General features: G+C 67.4%; 15 protein-coding genes. 10 read left to right on the top strand and 5 right to left on the bottom strand.

What is annotated here, in order from left to right; all coding sequences use genetic code 11:
• The first annotated feature begins 34 nt into the window (after positions 1-34).
• Positions 35-493, top strand: a complete 459-nt coding sequence (locus ACTJJX_RS02825; RefSeq protein WP_003110213.1) for a c-type cytochrome — start codon at positions 35-37, stop codon at positions 491-493.
• Positions 494-556: 63 nt separating this feature from the next.
• On the opposite strand, the gene ACTJJX_RS02820 is transcribed toward ACTJJX_RS02825, so the two are convergent.
• A complete protein-coding gene (locus ACTJJX_RS02820) occupies positions 557-976 on the bottom strand; it encodes a DUF1090 domain-containing protein (RefSeq protein ID WP_003101589.1) in 420 nt (139 codons plus the stop codon).
• Positions 977-1,225: 249 nt separating this feature from the next.
• Between ACTJJX_RS02820 and ACTJJX_RS02815 the strand changes: the two genes are divergently transcribed.
• Positions 1,226-2,194 carry an alpha/beta hydrolase family esterase gene (locus ACTJJX_RS02815; RefSeq protein ID WP_003084939.1) on the top strand — a complete coding sequence of 323 codons (969 nt, stop codon included), beginning with the start codon at positions 1,226-1,228 and terminating at the stop codon, positions 2,192-2,194.
• A gap of 3 nt (positions 2,195-2,197) precedes the next feature.
• Here ACTJJX_RS02815 and ACTJJX_RS02810 read toward each other — a convergent pair whose 3' ends face one another.
• The gene (locus ACTJJX_RS02810; protein WP_016852398.1) at positions 2,198-2,941 is read right to left on the bottom strand and encodes a metallophosphoesterase; all 744 of its coding nucleotides are present in this window, start codon (positions 2,939-2,941) and stop codon (positions 2,198-2,200) included.
• A gap of 204 nt (positions 2,942-3,145) precedes the next feature.
• Here ACTJJX_RS02810 and ACTJJX_RS02805 point away from each other — a divergent pair, with 204 nt between their 5' ends.
• On the top strand, positions 3,146-4,450 hold the full coding sequence (locus tag ACTJJX_RS02805) for a ferredoxin reductase family protein (protein WP_003142758.1): 1,305 nt from the start codon (positions 3,146-3,148) through the stop codon (positions 4,448-4,450).
• Between the two features lie 55 nt (positions 4,451-4,505).
• Here the strand turns inward: ACTJJX_RS02805 and metK are convergent, their stop codons facing one another.
• Positions 4,506-5,696: a methionine adenosyltransferase gene (gene metK, locus ACTJJX_RS02800; protein WP_003084948.1), complete on the bottom strand. Its 1,191-nt coding sequence runs from the start codon at positions 5,694-5,696 to the stop codon at positions 4,506-4,508.
• Between the two features lie 15 nt (positions 5,697-5,711).
• Positions 5,712-6,713, bottom strand: a complete 1,002-nt coding sequence (locus ACTJJX_RS02795) for an ArsR/SmtB family transcription factor (RefSeq protein ID WP_003113231.1) — start codon at positions 6,711-6,713, stop codon at positions 5,712-5,714.
• A 246-nt stretch (positions 6,714-6,959) separates the two neighbouring features.
• Here ACTJJX_RS02795 and tkt point away from each other — a divergent pair, with 246 nt between their 5' ends.
• Both tkt and ACTJJX_RS02785 read left to right on the top strand, forming a co-directional pair.
• A complete protein-coding gene (tkt, locus tag ACTJJX_RS02790; protein WP_003101598.1) occupies positions 6,960-8,957 on the top strand; it encodes a transketolase in 1,998 nt (665 codons plus the stop codon).
• Positions 8,957-10,021: a hypothetical protein gene (locus ACTJJX_RS02785; protein ID WP_003101600.1), complete on the top strand. Its 1,065-nt coding sequence runs from the start codon at positions 8,957-8,959 to the stop codon at positions 10,019-10,021. Before tkt ends, ACTJJX_RS02785 begins: the two co-directional genes overlap by 1 nt.
• Here ACTJJX_RS02785 and otnI read toward each other — a convergent pair.
• A complete protein-coding gene (gene otnI / locus ACTJJX_RS02780) occupies positions 10,002-10,799 on the bottom strand; it encodes a 2-oxo-tetronate isomerase (RefSeq protein WP_003113230.1) in 798 nt (265 codons plus the stop codon). The genes ACTJJX_RS02785 and otnI overlap by 20 nt on opposite strands.
• 214 nt (positions 10,800-11,013) lie before the next feature.
• On the opposite strand from otnI, the gene epd reads away from it, so the two are divergent.
• The 5 genes from epd to fba all read left to right on the top strand — a co-directional run bounded on the left by epd (position 11,014) and on the right by fba (position 15,202).
• Positions 11,014-12,075 carry an erythrose-4-phosphate dehydrogenase gene (gene epd, locus ACTJJX_RS02775; RefSeq protein ID WP_003084958.1) on the top strand — a complete coding sequence of 354 codons (1,062 nt, stop codon included), beginning with the start codon at positions 11,014-11,016 and terminating at the stop codon, positions 12,073-12,075.
• 5 nt (positions 12,076-12,080) lie between these two features.
• The gene (locus ACTJJX_RS02770; protein WP_003101603.1) at positions 12,081-13,244 is read left to right on the top strand and encodes a phosphoglycerate kinase; all 1,164 of its coding nucleotides are present in this window, start codon (positions 12,081-12,083) and stop codon (positions 13,242-13,244) included.
• A gap of 72 nt (positions 13,245-13,316) precedes the next feature.
• Positions 13,317-13,517 carry a hypothetical protein gene (locus ACTJJX_RS02765; protein WP_003084961.1) on the top strand — a complete coding sequence of 67 codons (201 nt, stop codon included), beginning with the start codon at positions 13,317-13,319 and terminating at the stop codon, positions 13,515-13,517.
• A 159-nt stretch (positions 13,518-13,676) separates the two neighbouring features.
• Complete coding sequence (locus tag ACTJJX_RS02760; RefSeq protein ID WP_003113229.1) at positions 13,677-14,018, top strand: MliC family protein; 342 nt, start codon at positions 13,677-13,679, stop codon at positions 14,016-14,018.
• A 119-nt stretch (positions 14,019-14,137) separates the two neighbouring features.
• On the top strand, positions 14,138-15,202 hold the full coding sequence (gene fba, locus ACTJJX_RS02755) for a class II fructose-bisphosphate aldolase (protein ID WP_003084964.1): 1,065 nt from the start codon (positions 14,138-14,140) through the stop codon (positions 15,200-15,202).
• Positions 15,203-15,242: the final 40 nt, after the last annotated feature.

Genomic DNA, 15,242 nt, shown 5'->3' with positions numbered 1-15,242 from the left:
CTTCCGTGATCGACCCTGAAAAAAGAGCCTTGCCATGAAGCTGAAGTCCCTGCTCGTCGTGCTGCTGGCCGGCGTCGCCCTGAGCGGCTGTCACCGTATGGATCCCAATTCGCCCGAGGCCAAGCGCCAGGCGATCTTCAAGGAAATGCTACGGACCAGCGAGGACATGGGCGGGATGCTCCGCGGACGCCTGCCCTTCGACGCGGAGAAGTTCCGCGCCGGATCGGCGAAGTTGCACCAACTGGCCGACCAGCCCTGGCAGTACTTCCCCAGTCCCAAGGCCGGCGAGGAGGGCGAGGACACCCGCGCCAAGGACGAGGTCTGGCAGCGCCAGCAGGAGTTCAAGGCCGCCACCCAGGTCTTCATCGACGCGATGAACCGTCTTCAGGACAACACCCGCCAGGCCACGCCGACCCCGGATGGCGTGCGCAAGGACTTCGCCGCGGTGGAAGACGCCTGCGAAGCCTGCCACAAGAAATTCCGCGCGCTCTGAGGCCGGACCGGGCGTCATACGCCTTGCGTGGGAGGCGCGAGGCGTAGGGCGGTATCTGGTGTCCTACTGCGCCTGGGCCTGTTCCAGGCCTTTCTTGGCCTCTTCCAGTTCGGCGCGGGCCTCGGCCAGCTTGGCCTTGCGTTTCTCGATCTTCTCCGGATCGCCCTTGCCCATGGCCTTGCGCAAATCCTTCTCGCGTTCGCTGACCTCGCGCTCGCTGTCGATCACCTTCTGCTTGTTTTCCCTCAGCAGGCCGGCTTCGGTGCAGTGTTCCTTGACCTCGGAGAGGGCCTTTTCCAAGCCGGCCACCTGGCCTTCGTTGGCGAACGAGCGGGCCGTTTCCAGCTTCGCCTCGATGGCGGCCTGCTTGGCGGCGCAACCGCTGAGTGGGGCGCCTTTGGCGGCGCCCGGCTGGGCGGCAGAGAGCGGCAGGGCGACGGCGAGCAGCAGCCCGGCCAGCGGCAGTGAAGGACGAATGGACATCGGTTGGCTCCTTGATCGAACGGCCGGTGCGGTTGCCGGACGACGGCTCGGCCGAGCGTCCTGGCAGGCGGATGAGGCAGGCGGCAGCCGGCGTGACAAAGGCGCAAGTGTGCCAGCAAACGGCACGGTTGTGGTTGTCCGGGAGCAAAGTACGCCGCCCCGGGGTCTCTGGAGAAGGGCCATGGTTCGGGCATTCCGGCACAACCCGGCCTAACGTTGTCCGAAGACACCGAGAACGGGAGAACCGCGATGCGTACGCTGATCCGCCTGGTTCGCACGCTTATCCTGCTGCTGGTCCTGGCGCTGCTCGCCGGCGCCTGGTGGTGGTTGCAGGACGAGGCCCTGCGCCCCCCCGCGCTGGCCGGCCACAGCGAGGACTCGAGTCTGAAGGTCGCAGGCCTGCGCCGGCATTACCTGCTCTACGTGCCGCCGGGCGTGTCCGAGGGAGCGCCGTTGCTGGTGGTGCTGCACGGCTCACGGGGCGACGGCGCGCAGATGCGCCGCATCAGCGGCTACGGCTTCGACCGGCTGGCGGCGCAAGAAGGTTTCCTGGTGGCCTACCCGGACGGCTTCGAGGGCCACTGGAACGATTGCCGCAAGGCCGCCAGCTATTCGGCGCGGCTGCGTGACGTCGATGACGTGGCTTTCCTCCGCGCGCTGGTGGCGCGGCTGGCCCAGGAATACCGCGTCGATCCGCAGCGGGTATATGTCGCCGGCTACTCCAATGGCGGCCAGATGGCTTTCCGCCTGGCCGCCGAAGCACCGGGGTTGCCGGCGGCGATCGCAACGGTGGCGGCGAGCCTGCCGACCACGGAGAACGATGCCTGTCGGCCGGTCGAGCGGCCGACCGCGGCGTTGCTGATCAACGGCACGCGCGATCCGATCAATCCCTATCTCGGCGGCAAGGTCAGCCTGTTCGGCTTCGGCGACCGGGGCGCGGTACGCTCGACCCTGGACTCGGCACGCTGGTGGGCCGGCCTGAACGGCATCGCCGCGCCGCCGGACGTGGCGCCGCTGACCCGTCCCGGCCCGGTCTGGACCGAGCGCCAGCGCTGGCAGGAAGACGGCCATCCGCCGGTGGAGCTGCTCAGCGTGCATGGCGGCGGCCACGTGCTGGCGCAGCCGGACTATCGCTTCCCGCGGATTCTCGGCAAGAGCGACCCGGAACTGGACGCGCCAGCGGAAATCTGGCGCTTCTTCAGCCAGTTGCCGCGCTGAGGCTCAGACCTCGAAGACGAATTCCGGACGGAACCCGCCTCTCTCGTGGGGATAGCCGCCCGGATTGGCCAGCACCCGTGCCCGGCCGATGCGGTAGTCGAGGGCATCGTGGACGTGACCGTGCAGCCAGTAGTCGGCCTGCGCCACCAGTTCGTCGAGGTTGGAAGCGAAGGCTGGCGACAGCGGGTTGCCGACGAACTGCGGCGGGATCGACAGCGCACTGGGCGCGTGGTGGCTGACCACCAGCGTCGGGCCGTCGTGGGGCCGCGCCAACTGTTCGGCGAGCCAGTCGCGCGAGGCTCGGTGCAGGGCGATGCTCTGCTCGGGGGTGAAGTCGCCGCCGAACCAGTCGATGCAGCTGAAGTCCGGCATCGATTGCAGGGCCAGCTCATGGGCGGGCGCATAGCCGTCCGCGCCATAGAGCTGGAAGTCGGTCCACAGGGTGGCGCCGAGGAAGCGCGCCGGGCCGATCCGCGCTTCGTCGTTTTCCAGGAAGTGGATATCCAGCGCCCGGGCGATATTGCGCATCGCCTGGGTCAGGTCGGTCATTTCCGAGGAGTAGAACTCATGGTTGCCGGCGACGTAGACGATCTCGCTGTCGGCGAAGGTCTCGCGGGCCCAGTGCAGGCCTTCCAGGTGGCTGTGGATATCGCCGGCCAGCACCACCACGTCGGCCTCGACCTCTGGCAGTTGGCGTCGCCCGTCGAAATGTTCGTGGTGGAGGTCGGACAGCAGGCGGATCTTCATGGCACGGCTCGGCGGTAGGCGCGGCGGACCAGCATAGCTCCGCCCACCCCGGGGTTGAAGGCCGACAACGATTGACGCAGGTCATGGCTGTGCGGGAAAACCTCGCTGGCCTCGCTAATTCCCCCATGAAGTTAAGGGACAATTAAGACTGGACGCGCAGGGTTCATTCCAGCGATTCGCGCGTTCTGTCGGGGAGTGGTGCCAATGAAACTGTTATGGGGAGTTCTCGCCGCCGCGCTGGCGGCCTGGGGCCTGACGCTGGCCGTCGATCCGCCGGCGAGCCTGGATATCTGGGTGGTGCGCAAGCAGGCGATCCTGCTTACCGGGGTAGCGTCCTTCGCCCTGATGTCGTTGATCATGCTGCTGGCGGTGCGTCCGGTCTGGCTGGAGAAGCCGCTGGACGGGCTCGACCGCATGTACCGCCTGCACAAGTGGGCGGGCATCCTGGCCATCGTCCTCGGCCTGTTGCACTACCTGCTGGAGTTGGCCGGCCCCTGGCTGGCGGGTATCGTCGGCAAACCGGTGAAAGGCCCGCGGGTGGAAACCTTCCTCGACGTCTTCCGTGGCTCGGCCAAGGAGTTGGGTGAATGGTCGGCGTGGATTCTCGGCGGGATGCTGCTGATCACTCTCTGGCAGCGCTTCCCGTATCACCTCTGGCGTTATGTGCACAAGGCGTTGGCCCTGGTCTACCTGGTACTGGCCTTCCATTCCGTGGTGCTCGCCCCGGCCAGCTACTGGAGCCAGCCGGCCGGTTGGCTGGTGGCGGCCTGCGCTCTGCTCGGTTCGGCCTGCGCACTGTTGTCTCTGAGCGGGCGGATCGGTCGCACGCGTCGCCATGCGGGCGTGGTCACCGCCGTCGAGCGGCACGGCGAAAGCCTGCTCGAGGTGACCTGCCGGCTGCAGGGCGACTGGTCGCACAGGGCCGGGCAGTTCGCCTTTCTCACCTGCGACCGCCTGGAGGGTGCCCATCCGTTCACCATCGCCAGCGCCGACCGCGGCTGCGGCGAGGTGCGCTTCAGCATCAAGGCGTTGGGCGACTACACCCGGCGCCTGCAGGACAACCTGGAGGTCGGCGCCAGGGTCGAGGTGGAGGGGCCATACGGCTGCTTCGACTTCCGCCGTGGCCTGGCCGGGCGGCAGGTCTGGGTCGCCGCCGGGATCGGCGTGACGCCGTTCATCGCCTGGCTGGAGTCGCTGCAGGCCGCGCCGGAAAGCGCGCCATCGGTGGAGCTGCACTATTGCGTGCGCAATTCCCAGGAAGCGCTGTTCGCCGGGCGCTTGCGCGAGCTTTGCGAACACCTGCCCAGCGTGACCCTGCACATCCGCTATAGCGACGAGCAGGGCAAGCCGCAGGCGGCGCAACTGGGCGTGCTGAAGAGCGCCGAAGGACGCTGGCCGAGCGTCTGGTTCTGCGGTCCGCAGGGGCTGGCCGACAGCCTGCGCCGCGATCTGCGCCGGCAGGGCATGCCGCTGCGGCTGTTCCACCAGGAAGCCTTCCGCATGCGCTGAGCCTGCCGGAAACGAAAAAGCCCCGCCGAAGCGGGGCTTTTTATCGCGCGGTCGCTCAGAGGCCGGCGGCGTCGCGCAGGAGAGCGGCCTTGTCGGTCTTCTCCCAGGTGAACGCGGTGAAGGTATCGCCGTCCACGGTCAGCTCGAACGGATGACGACCGAAGTGGCCGTAGGCCGCGGTCGGCTGGTACATCGGGTGGAGCAGGTCGAGCATCTTGGTGATCGCGTACGGGCGCAGGTCGAAGTGCTCGCGGACCAGTTGCACGATCTTCTCGTCGCTGACCTTGCCGGTGCCGAAGGTGTTGATCGAGATCGAGGTCGGCTGGGCCACGCCGATGGCGTAGGAAACCTGGATCTCGCAACGCTCGGCGAGGCCGGCGGCGACGATGTTCTTCGCCACGTAGCGGCCGGCGTAGGCGGCGGAGCGGTCGACCTTGGACGGGTCCTTGCCGGAGAACGCGCCGCCGCCGTGGCGGGCCATGCCGCCGTAGGAGTCGACGATGATCTTGCGTCCGGTCAGGCCGCAGTCGCCGACCGGGCCGCCGATCACGAAGTTGCCGGTCGGGTTGATGTGGAACTGGGTGTCCTTGTGCAGCAGCTCGGCCGGCAGCACCTGCTTGATGATCAGCTCCATCACGCCGTCGCGCAGGTCGTTATAGGAGACTTCCGGGTTGTGCTGGGTGGACAGCACCACCGCATCGATGCCGACCACCTTGCCGCCTTCGTAGCGGCAGGTCACCTGGGACTTGGCGTCCGGGCGCAGCCATGGCAGCAGGCCGGACTTGCGCGCCTCGGCCTGGCGCTCGACCAGGCGGTGGGAGAAGCAGATCGGCGCCGGCATCAGCACGTCGGTCTCGTTACTGGCGTAGCCGAACATCAGGCCCTGGTCGCCGGCGCCCTGGTCTTCCGGCTTGGCCCGGTCGACGCCCTGGTTGATGTCCACCGACTGCTTGCCGATGATGTTCAGCACGCCGCAGGTGGCACCATCGAAGCCGACGTCGGAGCTGTCGTAGCCGATGTCGATGATGACCTTGCGCACCAGCTCTTCCAGGTCGACCCAGGCGGAGGTGGTGACTTCACCGGCGATGATCGCCACGCCGGTCTTGACCAGGGTTTCGCATGCCACGCGAGCGTACTTGTCCTTGGCGATGATGGCGTCCAGCACCGCGTCGGAGATCTGGTCCGCGATCTTGTCCGGATGGCCTTCGGACACGGACTCGGAGGTGAAAACGGAATATTCGCTCATCAATCGGTTCCTACATTACCGGTGGGTGAGGCGGCTTTCGGATGCATCCCTGGCGAAGTGCCGGACCTGGATCTGGAAGCCATTGCGTAAACCAATGTAAAGACTCTCGCCGGGCGTGAGCCCTGCGGCGTCGGCCCACTGGGCCAGGTCCTCCTGTTCGAAACCCAACCAGAGGTCGCCGCAGGCCTCCCTGGCCCAGCCCTGGTTGTGCCGGCACAAGTCCGTCACCAGCAGGCTGCCGCCCGGATGGACCAGGCGGGCCAACTGTTTCAGCGCCTCCGCCGGCGCGGCGAAGTGGTGCAGGACCATGTTCAGCACCACGCAATCGGCCGGTTCGGCGGCGTCCTGCAGGGCATCGGCCAATTCCAGGCGGACGTTGCCCAATCCTTCTTCCTTGCAGCGCTGGCGCGCCAGTTCCAGCATCGCCGCGCTGTTGTCCAGCGCCGTGACCTGGCGGAAACGCCTGGCGAGTTCCGGCAGGAATCCGCCGTCCCCCGGGCCGACCTCCAGCGCCGTGGCGCCGGGGGCGAAGGCCAGTGCGTCGAGCAAGGCCAACACGCTCTCACGGTATTGCGGCAGTCCTGCGATCAGGTCCTGCTGGGCCTGGAACTTGTCCGCCGCGCGGGCGAAGAAGTCCTGGCTGACCGCCGCGCGCTGGGCGTGCACGGCATCGATCCGCGCCCGCACGTCGTCGGGTAGCGCCCGTTCGTCCACTTCCTCCAGCAGCGCCGCGTGCAGCGCGCCGCCGGTGCGTTCGGCCAGGGGCAGCGAACGTCGGTAGAAGATCGCGTTGCCCTCGCGGCGCGTCGCCACCAGCCCGGCCTGGGCCAGCACCTTGAGGTGGTGGCTCATGCCCGACTGGCCGATGGCGAAGATCTGCGCCAGCTCCAGCACGCCGAACGAATCGTTGGCCAGGGCGCGCAACACATTCAGTCGCAGCGAGTCGCCAGCCGCCTTGCACAGCGCGGCGAGCGGGTCGTAGTCGTCTGGTCGTATCGAAGGCACGCGAAGGCTCATGGAGGCGCAGTCTAGTACCGGGTCCGAACCCCGGCAATGCCTGTATCAAAAATTTTTGATATTGATGACGGGTGGCCGTCGCGCAATTGCAATCCGGCTGCGCCAGGCTTCTGGCAAAACCGGTCGGCAGCGACATACTGTCCCCCTGCCGATCTGTCATTGCCCCTTGGGCCTTCGGTGGGCGAAAATGGCGCCCTTTTTTTCACTCCTGGTCTTCCGACCAGCAACCCCCGTAGGAGAATTGCGATGCCCAGCCGTCGTGAGCGAGCCAATGCCATCCGTGCACTGAGCATGGATGCCGTGCAGAAAGCCAACAGCGGCCACCCGGGCGCCCCGATGGGCATGGCCGATATCGCCGAGGTCCTCTGGCGCGACTACATGCAGCACAACCCGAGCAACCCGCAGTGGGCCAACCGCGACCGCTTCGTGCTGTCCAACGGCCACGGCTCGATGCTGATCTACTCCCTGCTGCACCTCACCGGGTACGACCTCGGCATCGAGGACCTGAAGAACTTCCGCCAGCTCAACTCGCGCACCCCGGGCCACCCGGAGTACGGCTACACCGCCGGCGTCGAGACCACCACCGGTCCGCTCGGCCAGGGCATCGCCAATGCGGTGGGCATGGCGCTGGCGGAGAAGGTCCTGGCCGCCCAGTTCAACCGCGACGGCCACGCGGTGGTCGACCACTACACCTACGCCTTCCTCGGCGACGGCTGCATGATGGAAGGCATTTCCCATGAGGTCGCCTCGCTGGCCGGCACCCTGCGCCTGAACAAGCTGATCGCCTTCTACGACGACAACGGCATTTCCATCGACGGCGAGGTCCACGGCTGGTTCACCGACGACACCCCGAAGCGCTTCGAGGCCTATGGCTGGCAAGTGATCCGCAACGTCGACGGGCATGACGCCGACGAGATCAAGACCGCCATCGATACCGCGCGCAAGAGCGACCAGCCGACCCTGATCTGCTGCAAGACCGTGATCGGTTTCGGCTCGCCGAACAAGCAGGGCAAGGAAGAGTGCCACGGCGCGCCGCTGGGCGCCGACGAGATCGCCGCGACCCGCGCCGCGCTGGGCTGGGAGCACGCTCCGTTCGAGATCCCGGCGCAGATCTACGCCGAGTGGGACGCCAAGGAATCCGGCGCCGCCCAGGAAGCCGAGTGGAACAAGCGTTTCGCCGCCTACCAGGCTGCCCATCCGGAACTGGCCGCCGAATTGCTGCGCCGCCTGAAGGGCGAGCTGCCGGCCGACTTCGCCGAGAAGGCCGCGGCCTACGTCGCCGATGTTGCCAACAAGGGTGAGACCATCGCCAGCCGCAAGGCCAGCCAGAACGCGCTGAACGCCTTCGGCCCGTTGCTGCCGGAGCTGCTCGGCGGTTCCGCCGACCTGGCCGGCTCCAACCTGACCCTGTGGAAGGGCTGCAAGGGCGTCAGCGCCGACGACGCCGCCGGCAACTACGTGTTCTACGGCGTGCGCGAATTCGGCATGAGCGCGATCATGAATGGCGTCGCCCTGCACGGCGGTTTCATTCCCTACGGTGCGACCTTCCTGATCTTCATGGAATACGCGCGCAACGCCGTGCGCATGTCCGCATTGATGAAGCAGCGCGTGCTCTACGTGTTCACCCACGACTCCATCGGCCTCGGCGAGGACGGCCCGACCCACCAGCCGATCGAACAACTGGCCAGCCTGCGCCTGACCCCGAACCTGGACACCTGGCGCCCGGCCGACGCGGTCGAGTCGGCGGTGGCCTGGAAGCATGCCATCGAGCGCGCCGACGGTCCGTCCGCGCTGATCTTCTCCCGCCAGAACCTGCCGCACCAGGCGCGCGACGTCGCCCAGGTGGCCGACATCGCCCGCGGCGGCTACGTGCTGAAGGACTGCGAAGGCGAGCCGGAACTGATCCTGATCGCCACCGGTTCGGAAGTCGGCCTGGCCGTGCAGGCCTACGACAAGCTCAGCGAGCAGGGCCGCAAGGTCCGCGTGGTATCGATGCCATGCACCAGCGTCTACGAGCAGCAGGACGAGTCCTACAAGCAGTCCGTGCTGCCGGTGGAAGTCGGCGCGCGCATCGCCATCGAGGCCGCCCATGCCGACTACTGGTACAAGTACGTCGGTCTCGACGGGCGCATCATCGGCATGACCAGCTTCGGCGAGTCGGCGCCGGCCCCGGCGCTGTTCGAGCACTTCGGCTTCACCCTGGACAACGTCCTGGCGGTGGCCGAGGAGCTGCTGGAAGACTGATGCACACGCTCTACTGGCGGGACCTCGAAAGCCCCGCCAATGGCGAATGGCTGGGCCTCGCGGTCCAGGTGGAGGGCGCCCATCGGGCGCCCTCTTTCCTTCATCTGCAATCCGGCGGCCAGGCCCGCATTCGCCTGATGCGTGGCGATCAGCCGCTGCTCTGGGCCACCCAGTTGCCGTACCACGATGGCATCTGGCTGGTGAAGAGCCTGGTCGCGGCGAGCCCGGCGCAGGCCAGCGTGCCGCCCATCGACTCGCCGACCCTGGAAGCGTTGCGCGGCCTGCGCGGCGAGGCCCGCTACAAGGCCTGGAGCCGCTATTTCGTCGAGACCCTGCGTACCAGCCCGGGCAGTTGCCTGGAGGCCGGGCGCTGGTTGCTGCGCCTGTCGCTCGCCGAGCAGGTGCCCGCCTGGCAGCCACCGCAGAGCCACGATCCGCGCGAACGGGTGCTGGAACGCTGGCGCTACCGCAGCGTCGGGCGCGACGCACTGTTGCCGGACTGGCGCTTCTACAGCCTGGAGAAGGTCCTCGACGACGACTGGGTGCAGTGGCTCGACTGGTGGGGGCGCGACAACGACGCCCTGATCGCCCTGCGCCGGGTCGAGGATGACGAGGGGCGGGTCAAGTGGTGGCGCAAGAAGGCCCGCGAAGGCGAGCTGCCGCCGGTGCTGGCGCTGCGCCTGAACTGCCTGGATGCCTGCGTGATCCTCGATGGCCACTGCCGGCTGCGCGCCGGCCTGCTGGAGAACGTCGCGCCGGAGATCCTGGTGCTCTGTGCCTACGACGAGCAGCCGATGCCGGTGGATACGGCGCAGCGCGAACGGGTGCTGCAATCGCTGGCGCAGCGGGTCGACGCGCCGGTGCGCCGTGGACGCCGGCCGCTGGATAGCGAACAGCTCAACCAGGTGCTGCTGCGCCTGTTCGACGACCGTCCCTGGCCGCGAGTGCTGACCCGTGCCCGCGCGGTGCTGAAGGAAGAACAGTGGTGCGCGGAAGTGCGCGACTGGCTGGCCGCCCGCGAGCGTCTGGACGCGCTGGAGCCGATCATCCGTCGCGTCGAGTAGCGCGCCAGCGCCGCAGCCATTCCAGGCCTGCCGAGGTGTCGCCGCGCGGACGGTACTCGCAGCCGATCCAGCCCTGGTAGCCGAGCCGGTCGAGTAGCTCGAACAGGTAGGGGTAGTTCACTTCGTTGTCGTCATCCGGCTCGTGGCGGTCGGGTACCCCGGCGATCTGGACGTGGCCGATATTGCCGATGTCGCGACGCAGGGTGGTGGCCAGGTCGCCCTCGACGATCTGGCAGTGGTAGCAGTCGAACTGTACCTGCAGGTTGTCCGCGCCGACCTCGCGGCAGATGGCCTGGGCGTCGTCCTGGCGGGTGAGGAAGAAGCCCGGCATGTCGCGGTTGTTGATCGGCTCTATGAGCACCGTCAGCCCGGCACCGGCGGCCTCGCGGGCGGCATGGGCGAGGTTGTCGAGGTAGGTCTCGCGGTGGCGGATGCGGTCGGCGCCGGCCGGCAGCAGTCCGGCCATGACATGGATGTGGCGGTTGCCGAGGACCTGGGCATAGTCGATGGCCTGGGCGATGGCGCGGCGGAATTCGGCCTCGCGCCCCGGCAGGCTGGCCAGGCCGCGCTCGCCCTTGTCCCAGTCGCCGGGTGCGGCATTGAACAGCACCTGGCGCAGGCCGTGGTCGTCCAGCCGGGCCTTCAGTTCGGCCGCAGGGTAGGCATAGGGGAACAGGTACTCCACGCCCTCGAAGCCGTCCGCCGCGGCGGCGGCGAAGCGTTCGAGGAAGTCGTGGCGGGGGTAGAGCATGCTGAGGTTGGCGGCGAAGCGGGGCATCTGGCGCTCCTGGCGGTCGGTAGATGCGGGCGAGCCTTGCACAACGGAACGCGGTCGCGCCAGCCAGGTGTCGCATGAATCGTTTCAGCGCCTGCACGCGAGCCGTCGCCGCGGCGTACGCCGCGCCGCGCGGGTCGCGGACGGTTCCCAGGCGGGCCCATCCCCCGCATAATTGGCGCCTTTCACTGGCCCCTTGCCGGAGCTATCCCTGCCGATGTCCACCCCGCCTTTTCGCGTCGCGCTCAATGGCTATGGCCGTATCGGCCGCTGCGTCCTGCGCGCGCTGCACGAGCGCCCGGAGCAACTGGGCTTCGAGATCGTCGCGCTGAACGACCTGGCCGACCAGGCCAGCGTCGAGTACCTGACCCGCTTCGACTCCACCCATGGCCGCTTTCCCGGCGAAGTGAAGGTCGACGGCGACTGCCTGCACATCAACGGCGATTGCGTGAAGGTGCTGCGCAGCCCGACTCCGGAGGCCATCGACTGGCAGGCGCTGCGGGTCGACCTGGTGCTGGAGTGCTCCGGCCAGTACACCAACCGCGCCCAGGCCGAGCGTTTCCTCCGCGCCGGCGCGCCGCGGGTGCTGTTCTCGCAGCCGATGGCGAGCGAGGCGGACATCGACGCCACCATCGTCTATGGGGTCAACCAGCAGGACCTCAGCGGCCGCGAAACGCTGGTCTCCAACGCCTCCTGCACGACCAATTGCGGGGTGCCGCTGCTCAAGCTGCTGAACGAGGCGATCGGCCTGGAATACGTGTCGATCACCACCATCCACTCGGCGATGAACGACCAGCCGGTGATCGACGCCTACCACCATGAGGACCTGCGCCGTACCCGTTCGGCGTTCCAGTCGGTGATCCCGGTGTCCACCGGTCTGGCGCGCGGCATCGAACGCCTGTTGCCGGAACTTGCCGGGCGCATCCAGGCCAAAGCCATACGCGTGCCCACGGTGAACGTCTCGGCGCTGGACATCACCCTGCAGACTTCCCGCGACACCTCCGCCGCCGAGATCAACCGGGTGCTTCGCGAGGCTGCCGAAAGCGGCCCGCTGCGCGGACTGCTGGCTTATACCGAGCTGCCGCACGCCAGTTGCGATTTCAACCACGACCCCCATTCGGCCATCGTCGATGGCAGCCAGACCCGCGTTTCCGGGCCTCGCCTGGTCAACTTGCTGGCCTGGTTCGACAACGAATGGGGATTCGCCAACCGTATGCTCGACGTCGCCGGACACTACCTGCGCGCCGCCGTGCCTGATCAACAAGTACCCAAGGACTGATTGTCATGACCGTGTTGAAGATGACTGACCTCGACCTCAAAGGTAAGCGCGTGCTGATCCGCGAGGACCTCAACGTGCCCGTGAAGGACGGCCAGGTGCAGAGCGATGCACGGATCAAGGCCGCCCTGCCGACCCTCAAGCTGGCCCTGGAGAAGGGCGCGGCGGTGATGGTCTGCTCGCACCTGGGCCGACCGACCGAGGGCGAGTTCTCCGCCGAGAACAGCCTGAAGCCGGTGGCCGAGTACCTGTCCAAGGCCCTGGGCCGCGAAGTGCCGCTGCTGGCCGACTACCTCGACGGCGTCGAGGTCAAGGCGGGCGACCTGGTGCTGTTCGAGAACGTGCGCTTCAACAAGGGCGAGAAGAAGAACGCCGACGAGCTGGCGCAGAAGTACGCCGCGCTGTGCGACGTGTTCGTGATGGATGCCTTCGGTACCGCCCACCGCGCCGAGGGGTCGACCCACGGCGTGGCCAGGTTCGCCAAGGTCGCCGCCGCCGGCCCGCTGCTGGCCGCCGAACTGGACGCGCTGGGCAAGGCGCTGGACAACCCGGCGCGGCCGATGGCGGCGATCGTCGCCGGCTCCAAGGTTTCCACCAAGCTCGACGTGCTGAACAGCCTGGCCGGCATCTGCGACCAGCTGATCGTCGGCGGCGGCATCGCCAACACCTTCCTCGCCGCGGCCGGACACAAGGTCGGCAAGTCGCTGTACGAGGCCGACCTGGTCGAGACCGCCAAGGCCATCGCCGCCAAGGTCAAGGTGCCGCTGCCGGTGGACGTGGTGGTGGCCAAGGAATTCGCCGAGAGCGCCGTGGCGACCGTCAAGGCCATCGCCGAGGTCGCCGACGACGACATGATCCTCGACATCGGCCCGCAGACCGCCGCGCAGTTCGCCGAGCTGCTGAAGACCTCGAAGACCATCCTGTGGAACGGTCCGGTCGGGGTGTTCGAGTTCGACCAGTTCGGCGAGGGCACCCGTACCCTGGCCAATGCCATCGCCGATAGCGCGGCGTTCTCCATCGCCGGCGGCGGCGATACCCTGGCGGCGATCGACAAGTACGGCATCGCCGAGCGGATCTCCTATATTTCCACCGGTGGCGGCGCGTTCCTCGAGTTCGTCGAGGGCAAGGTCCTGCCGGCCGTGGAAATCCTGGAGCAGCGCGCCAAGGGCTGACGCAGACGGGGCAAACCATTCGCCGTCCTCGGGGGTCACACCTTTGAGGACGACGAAAAAAGGAGGTGCCCCATGCGTTCCGTAACCTTGCCACTCCTGATGTTCTGCCTGGGCCTGGCCGCCTGTAGCGGCGATGGCGGTCGACGCCCGAGCACCTGCGAGGTGATCAGTCCGCCGGACGTGATGGTGCCGACCGAGCAGAACCGCCAGCGGGTCGAGCAGCAGAGCAGCGGCGATCCGACCGCCGGACAAAAGCCGGTGGAATGCCCGTAGTGCTTTTCTGCCAGTTTCTACGGAAAGGGCTGGGGATTCGCCAGCGTACGCAGTAGCATTGCGCCTTTCCTGTGACAGGCAAGGCCAGCCGGCCGCCGCGCGGGCCGCTTGCGGCCCGGCGAGGTGCGGCGGAGCGTTCCGCACGGATGGAGGATGGACATGAACTACTCGCGTATCGCCCTGTTCGGCGGCTTCGCCGCCGCGGCGCTGCTGGCCGGCTGCTCCGCTTCCTCCGGCAAGCCGGGCGGCAAGGACTGGACCCGCTGGACCTGCGACAGCAAGGCGGTGATCGAATGGCGCTATATCGACGGCAGCAAGAACATCGTCGACCTGCGCCTGAAGGACGAGGACGACGTGGTCCACCACCTGGAGCAGGAACCTGCGGCCGTCGGCGCTTTCTATAGCGACGGACGCCTGGGCTTCCACCTGGAGAACGACGAAGGCCTGGTGTACTGGGTCGAAACCGACGACCTCATCGGTCGCGGTTGCAAGGCGCGCTGAGTCGCGCCGGCAGGGGCGCGGCGCCGCGACCGCTCCTCGCAAGGAACTTGAACCGGGCCTGCCCCTGCGGCAGGCTTCTGAATCACTGAACGACCCCGCGATTGGGAGATACGAGAACCATGGCACTCATCAGCATGCGCCAGATGCTGGATCACGCCGCCGAATTCGGCTACGGCGTGCCGGCCTTCAACGTCAACAACCTCGAGCAGATGCGCGCCATCATGGAAGCGGCCGACAAGACCGATTCGCCCGTGATCGTCCAGGCTTCCGCCGGTGCTCGCAAATACGCCGGCGCGCCCTTCCTGCGCCACCTGATCCTCGCCGCGATCGAAGAATTCCCGCACATCCCGGTGGTCATGCACCAGGATCACGGCACCAGTCCCGACGTCTGCCAGCGTTCCATCCAGCTGGGCTTCAGCTCGGTGATGATGGACGGCTCCCTGCGTGAAGACGGCAAGACCCCTGCCGACTACGACTACAACGTCCGCGTGACCCAGCAGACCGTGGCGTTCGCCCATGCCTGCGGCGTGTCCGTGGAAGGCGAGCTGGGCTGCCTGGGTTCCCTGGAAACCGGCATGGCCGGCGAGGAAGACGGCGTCGGCGCGGAAGGCGTGCTGGACCACAGCCAGTTGCTGACCGATCCGGAAGAAGCCGCCGACTTCGTGAAGAAGACCAAGGTCGACGCCCTGGCCATCGCCATCGGCACCAGCCACGGCGCCTACAAGTTCACCAAGCCGCCGACCGGGGACACCCTGTCGATCCAGCGCATCAAGGAAATCCACGCGCGCATCCCGGACACCCACCTGGTGATGCACGGCTCTTCCTCGGTACCGCAGGACTGGCTGGCGATCATCAACGAGTACGGCGGCGAGATCAAAGAGACCTACGGCGTGCCGGTCGAGGAAATCGTCGAGGGCATCAAGTACGGCGTGCGCAAGGTGAACATCGACACCGACCTGCGCCTGGCCTCCACCGGTGCCATCCGCCGCTTCCTGGCGCAGAACCCGAGCGAGTTCGACCCGCGCAAGTACTTCTCCAAGACCGTCGAGGCCATGCGCGACATCTGCATCGCTCGCTACGAAGCCTTCGGCACCGCCGGCAACGCTTCCAAGATCAAGCCGATCTCCCTGGAAGGCATGTTCCAGCGCTACGCTCGCGGCGAGCTGGATCCGAAGGTCAACTAAGCGCCTTCGTTCGAACGGGAGCCCCGCTGGTCGGGGCTCT

It is taken from the genome of Pseudomonas sp. 22490 (genome assembly GCF_052044465.1).
Classification (GTDB): Bacteria; Pseudomonadota; Gammaproteobacteria; order Pseudomonadales; family Pseudomonadaceae; genus Pseudomonas; species Pseudomonas aeruginosa.
The sequence above is the reverse complement of the archived record's forward strand: the minus strand, read 5'-3'. Positions and strand labels throughout refer to the sequence as shown.

What these genes read in the sequence shown, in the direction of transcription:
- ACTJJX_RS02765 (WP_003084961.1), top strand. Translation starts at nt 13,317, where the DNA reads ATGCGTTCCGTAACCTTGCCACTCCTGATGTTCTGCCTGGGCCTGGCC.
- otnI (WP_003113230.1), bottom strand. Translation starts at nt 10,799, where the DNA reads ATGCCCCGCTTCGCCGCCAACCTCAGCATGCTCTACCCCCGCCACGAC.
- ACTJJX_RS02820 (WP_003101589.1), bottom strand. Translation starts at nt 976, where the DNA reads ATGTCCATTCGTCCTTCACTGCCGCTGGCCGGGCTGCTGCTCGCCGTC.
- ACTJJX_RS02785 (WP_003101600.1), top strand. Translation starts at nt 8,957, where the DNA reads ATGCACACGCTCTACTGGCGGGACCTCGAAAGCCCCGCCAATGGCGAA.
- ACTJJX_RS02810 (WP_016852398.1), bottom strand. Translation starts at nt 2,941, where the DNA reads ATGAAGATCCGCCTGCTGTCCGACCTCCACCACGAACATTTCGACGGG.
- fba (WP_003084964.1), top strand. Translation starts at nt 14,138, where the DNA reads ATGGCACTCATCAGCATGCGCCAGATGCTGGATCACGCCGCCGAATTC.
- ACTJJX_RS02795 (WP_003113231.1), bottom strand. Translation starts at nt 6,713, where the DNA reads ATGAGCCTTCGCGTGCCTTCGATACGACCAGACGACTACGACCCGCTC.
- epd (WP_003084958.1), top strand. Translation starts at nt 11,014, where the DNA reads ATGTCCACCCCGCCTTTTCGCGTCGCGCTCAATGGCTATGGCCGTATC.
- ACTJJX_RS02825 (WP_003110213.1), top strand. Translation starts at nt 35, where the DNA reads ATGAAGCTGAAGTCCCTGCTCGTCGTGCTGCTGGCCGGCGTCGCCCTG.
- metK (WP_003084948.1), bottom strand. Translation starts at nt 5,696, where the DNA reads ATGAGCGAATATTCCGTTTTCACCTCCGAGTCCGTGTCCGAAGGCCAT.
- ACTJJX_RS02805 (WP_003142758.1), top strand. Translation starts at nt 3,146, where the DNA reads ATGAAACTGTTATGGGGAGTTCTCGCCGCCGCGCTGGCGGCCTGGGGC.
- ACTJJX_RS02770 (WP_003101603.1), top strand. Translation starts at nt 12,081, where the DNA reads ATGACCGTGTTGAAGATGACTGACCTCGACCTCAAAGGTAAGCGCGTG.
- tkt (WP_003101598.1), top strand. Translation starts at nt 6,960, where the DNA reads ATGCCCAGCCGTCGTGAGCGAGCCAATGCCATCCGTGCACTGAGCATG.
- ACTJJX_RS02815 (WP_003084939.1), top strand. Translation starts at nt 1,226, where the DNA reads ATGCGTACGCTGATCCGCCTGGTTCGCACGCTTATCCTGCTGCTGGTC.
- ACTJJX_RS02760 (WP_003113229.1), top strand. Translation starts at nt 13,677, where the DNA reads ATGAACTACTCGCGTATCGCCCTGTTCGGCGGCTTCGCCGCCGCGGCG.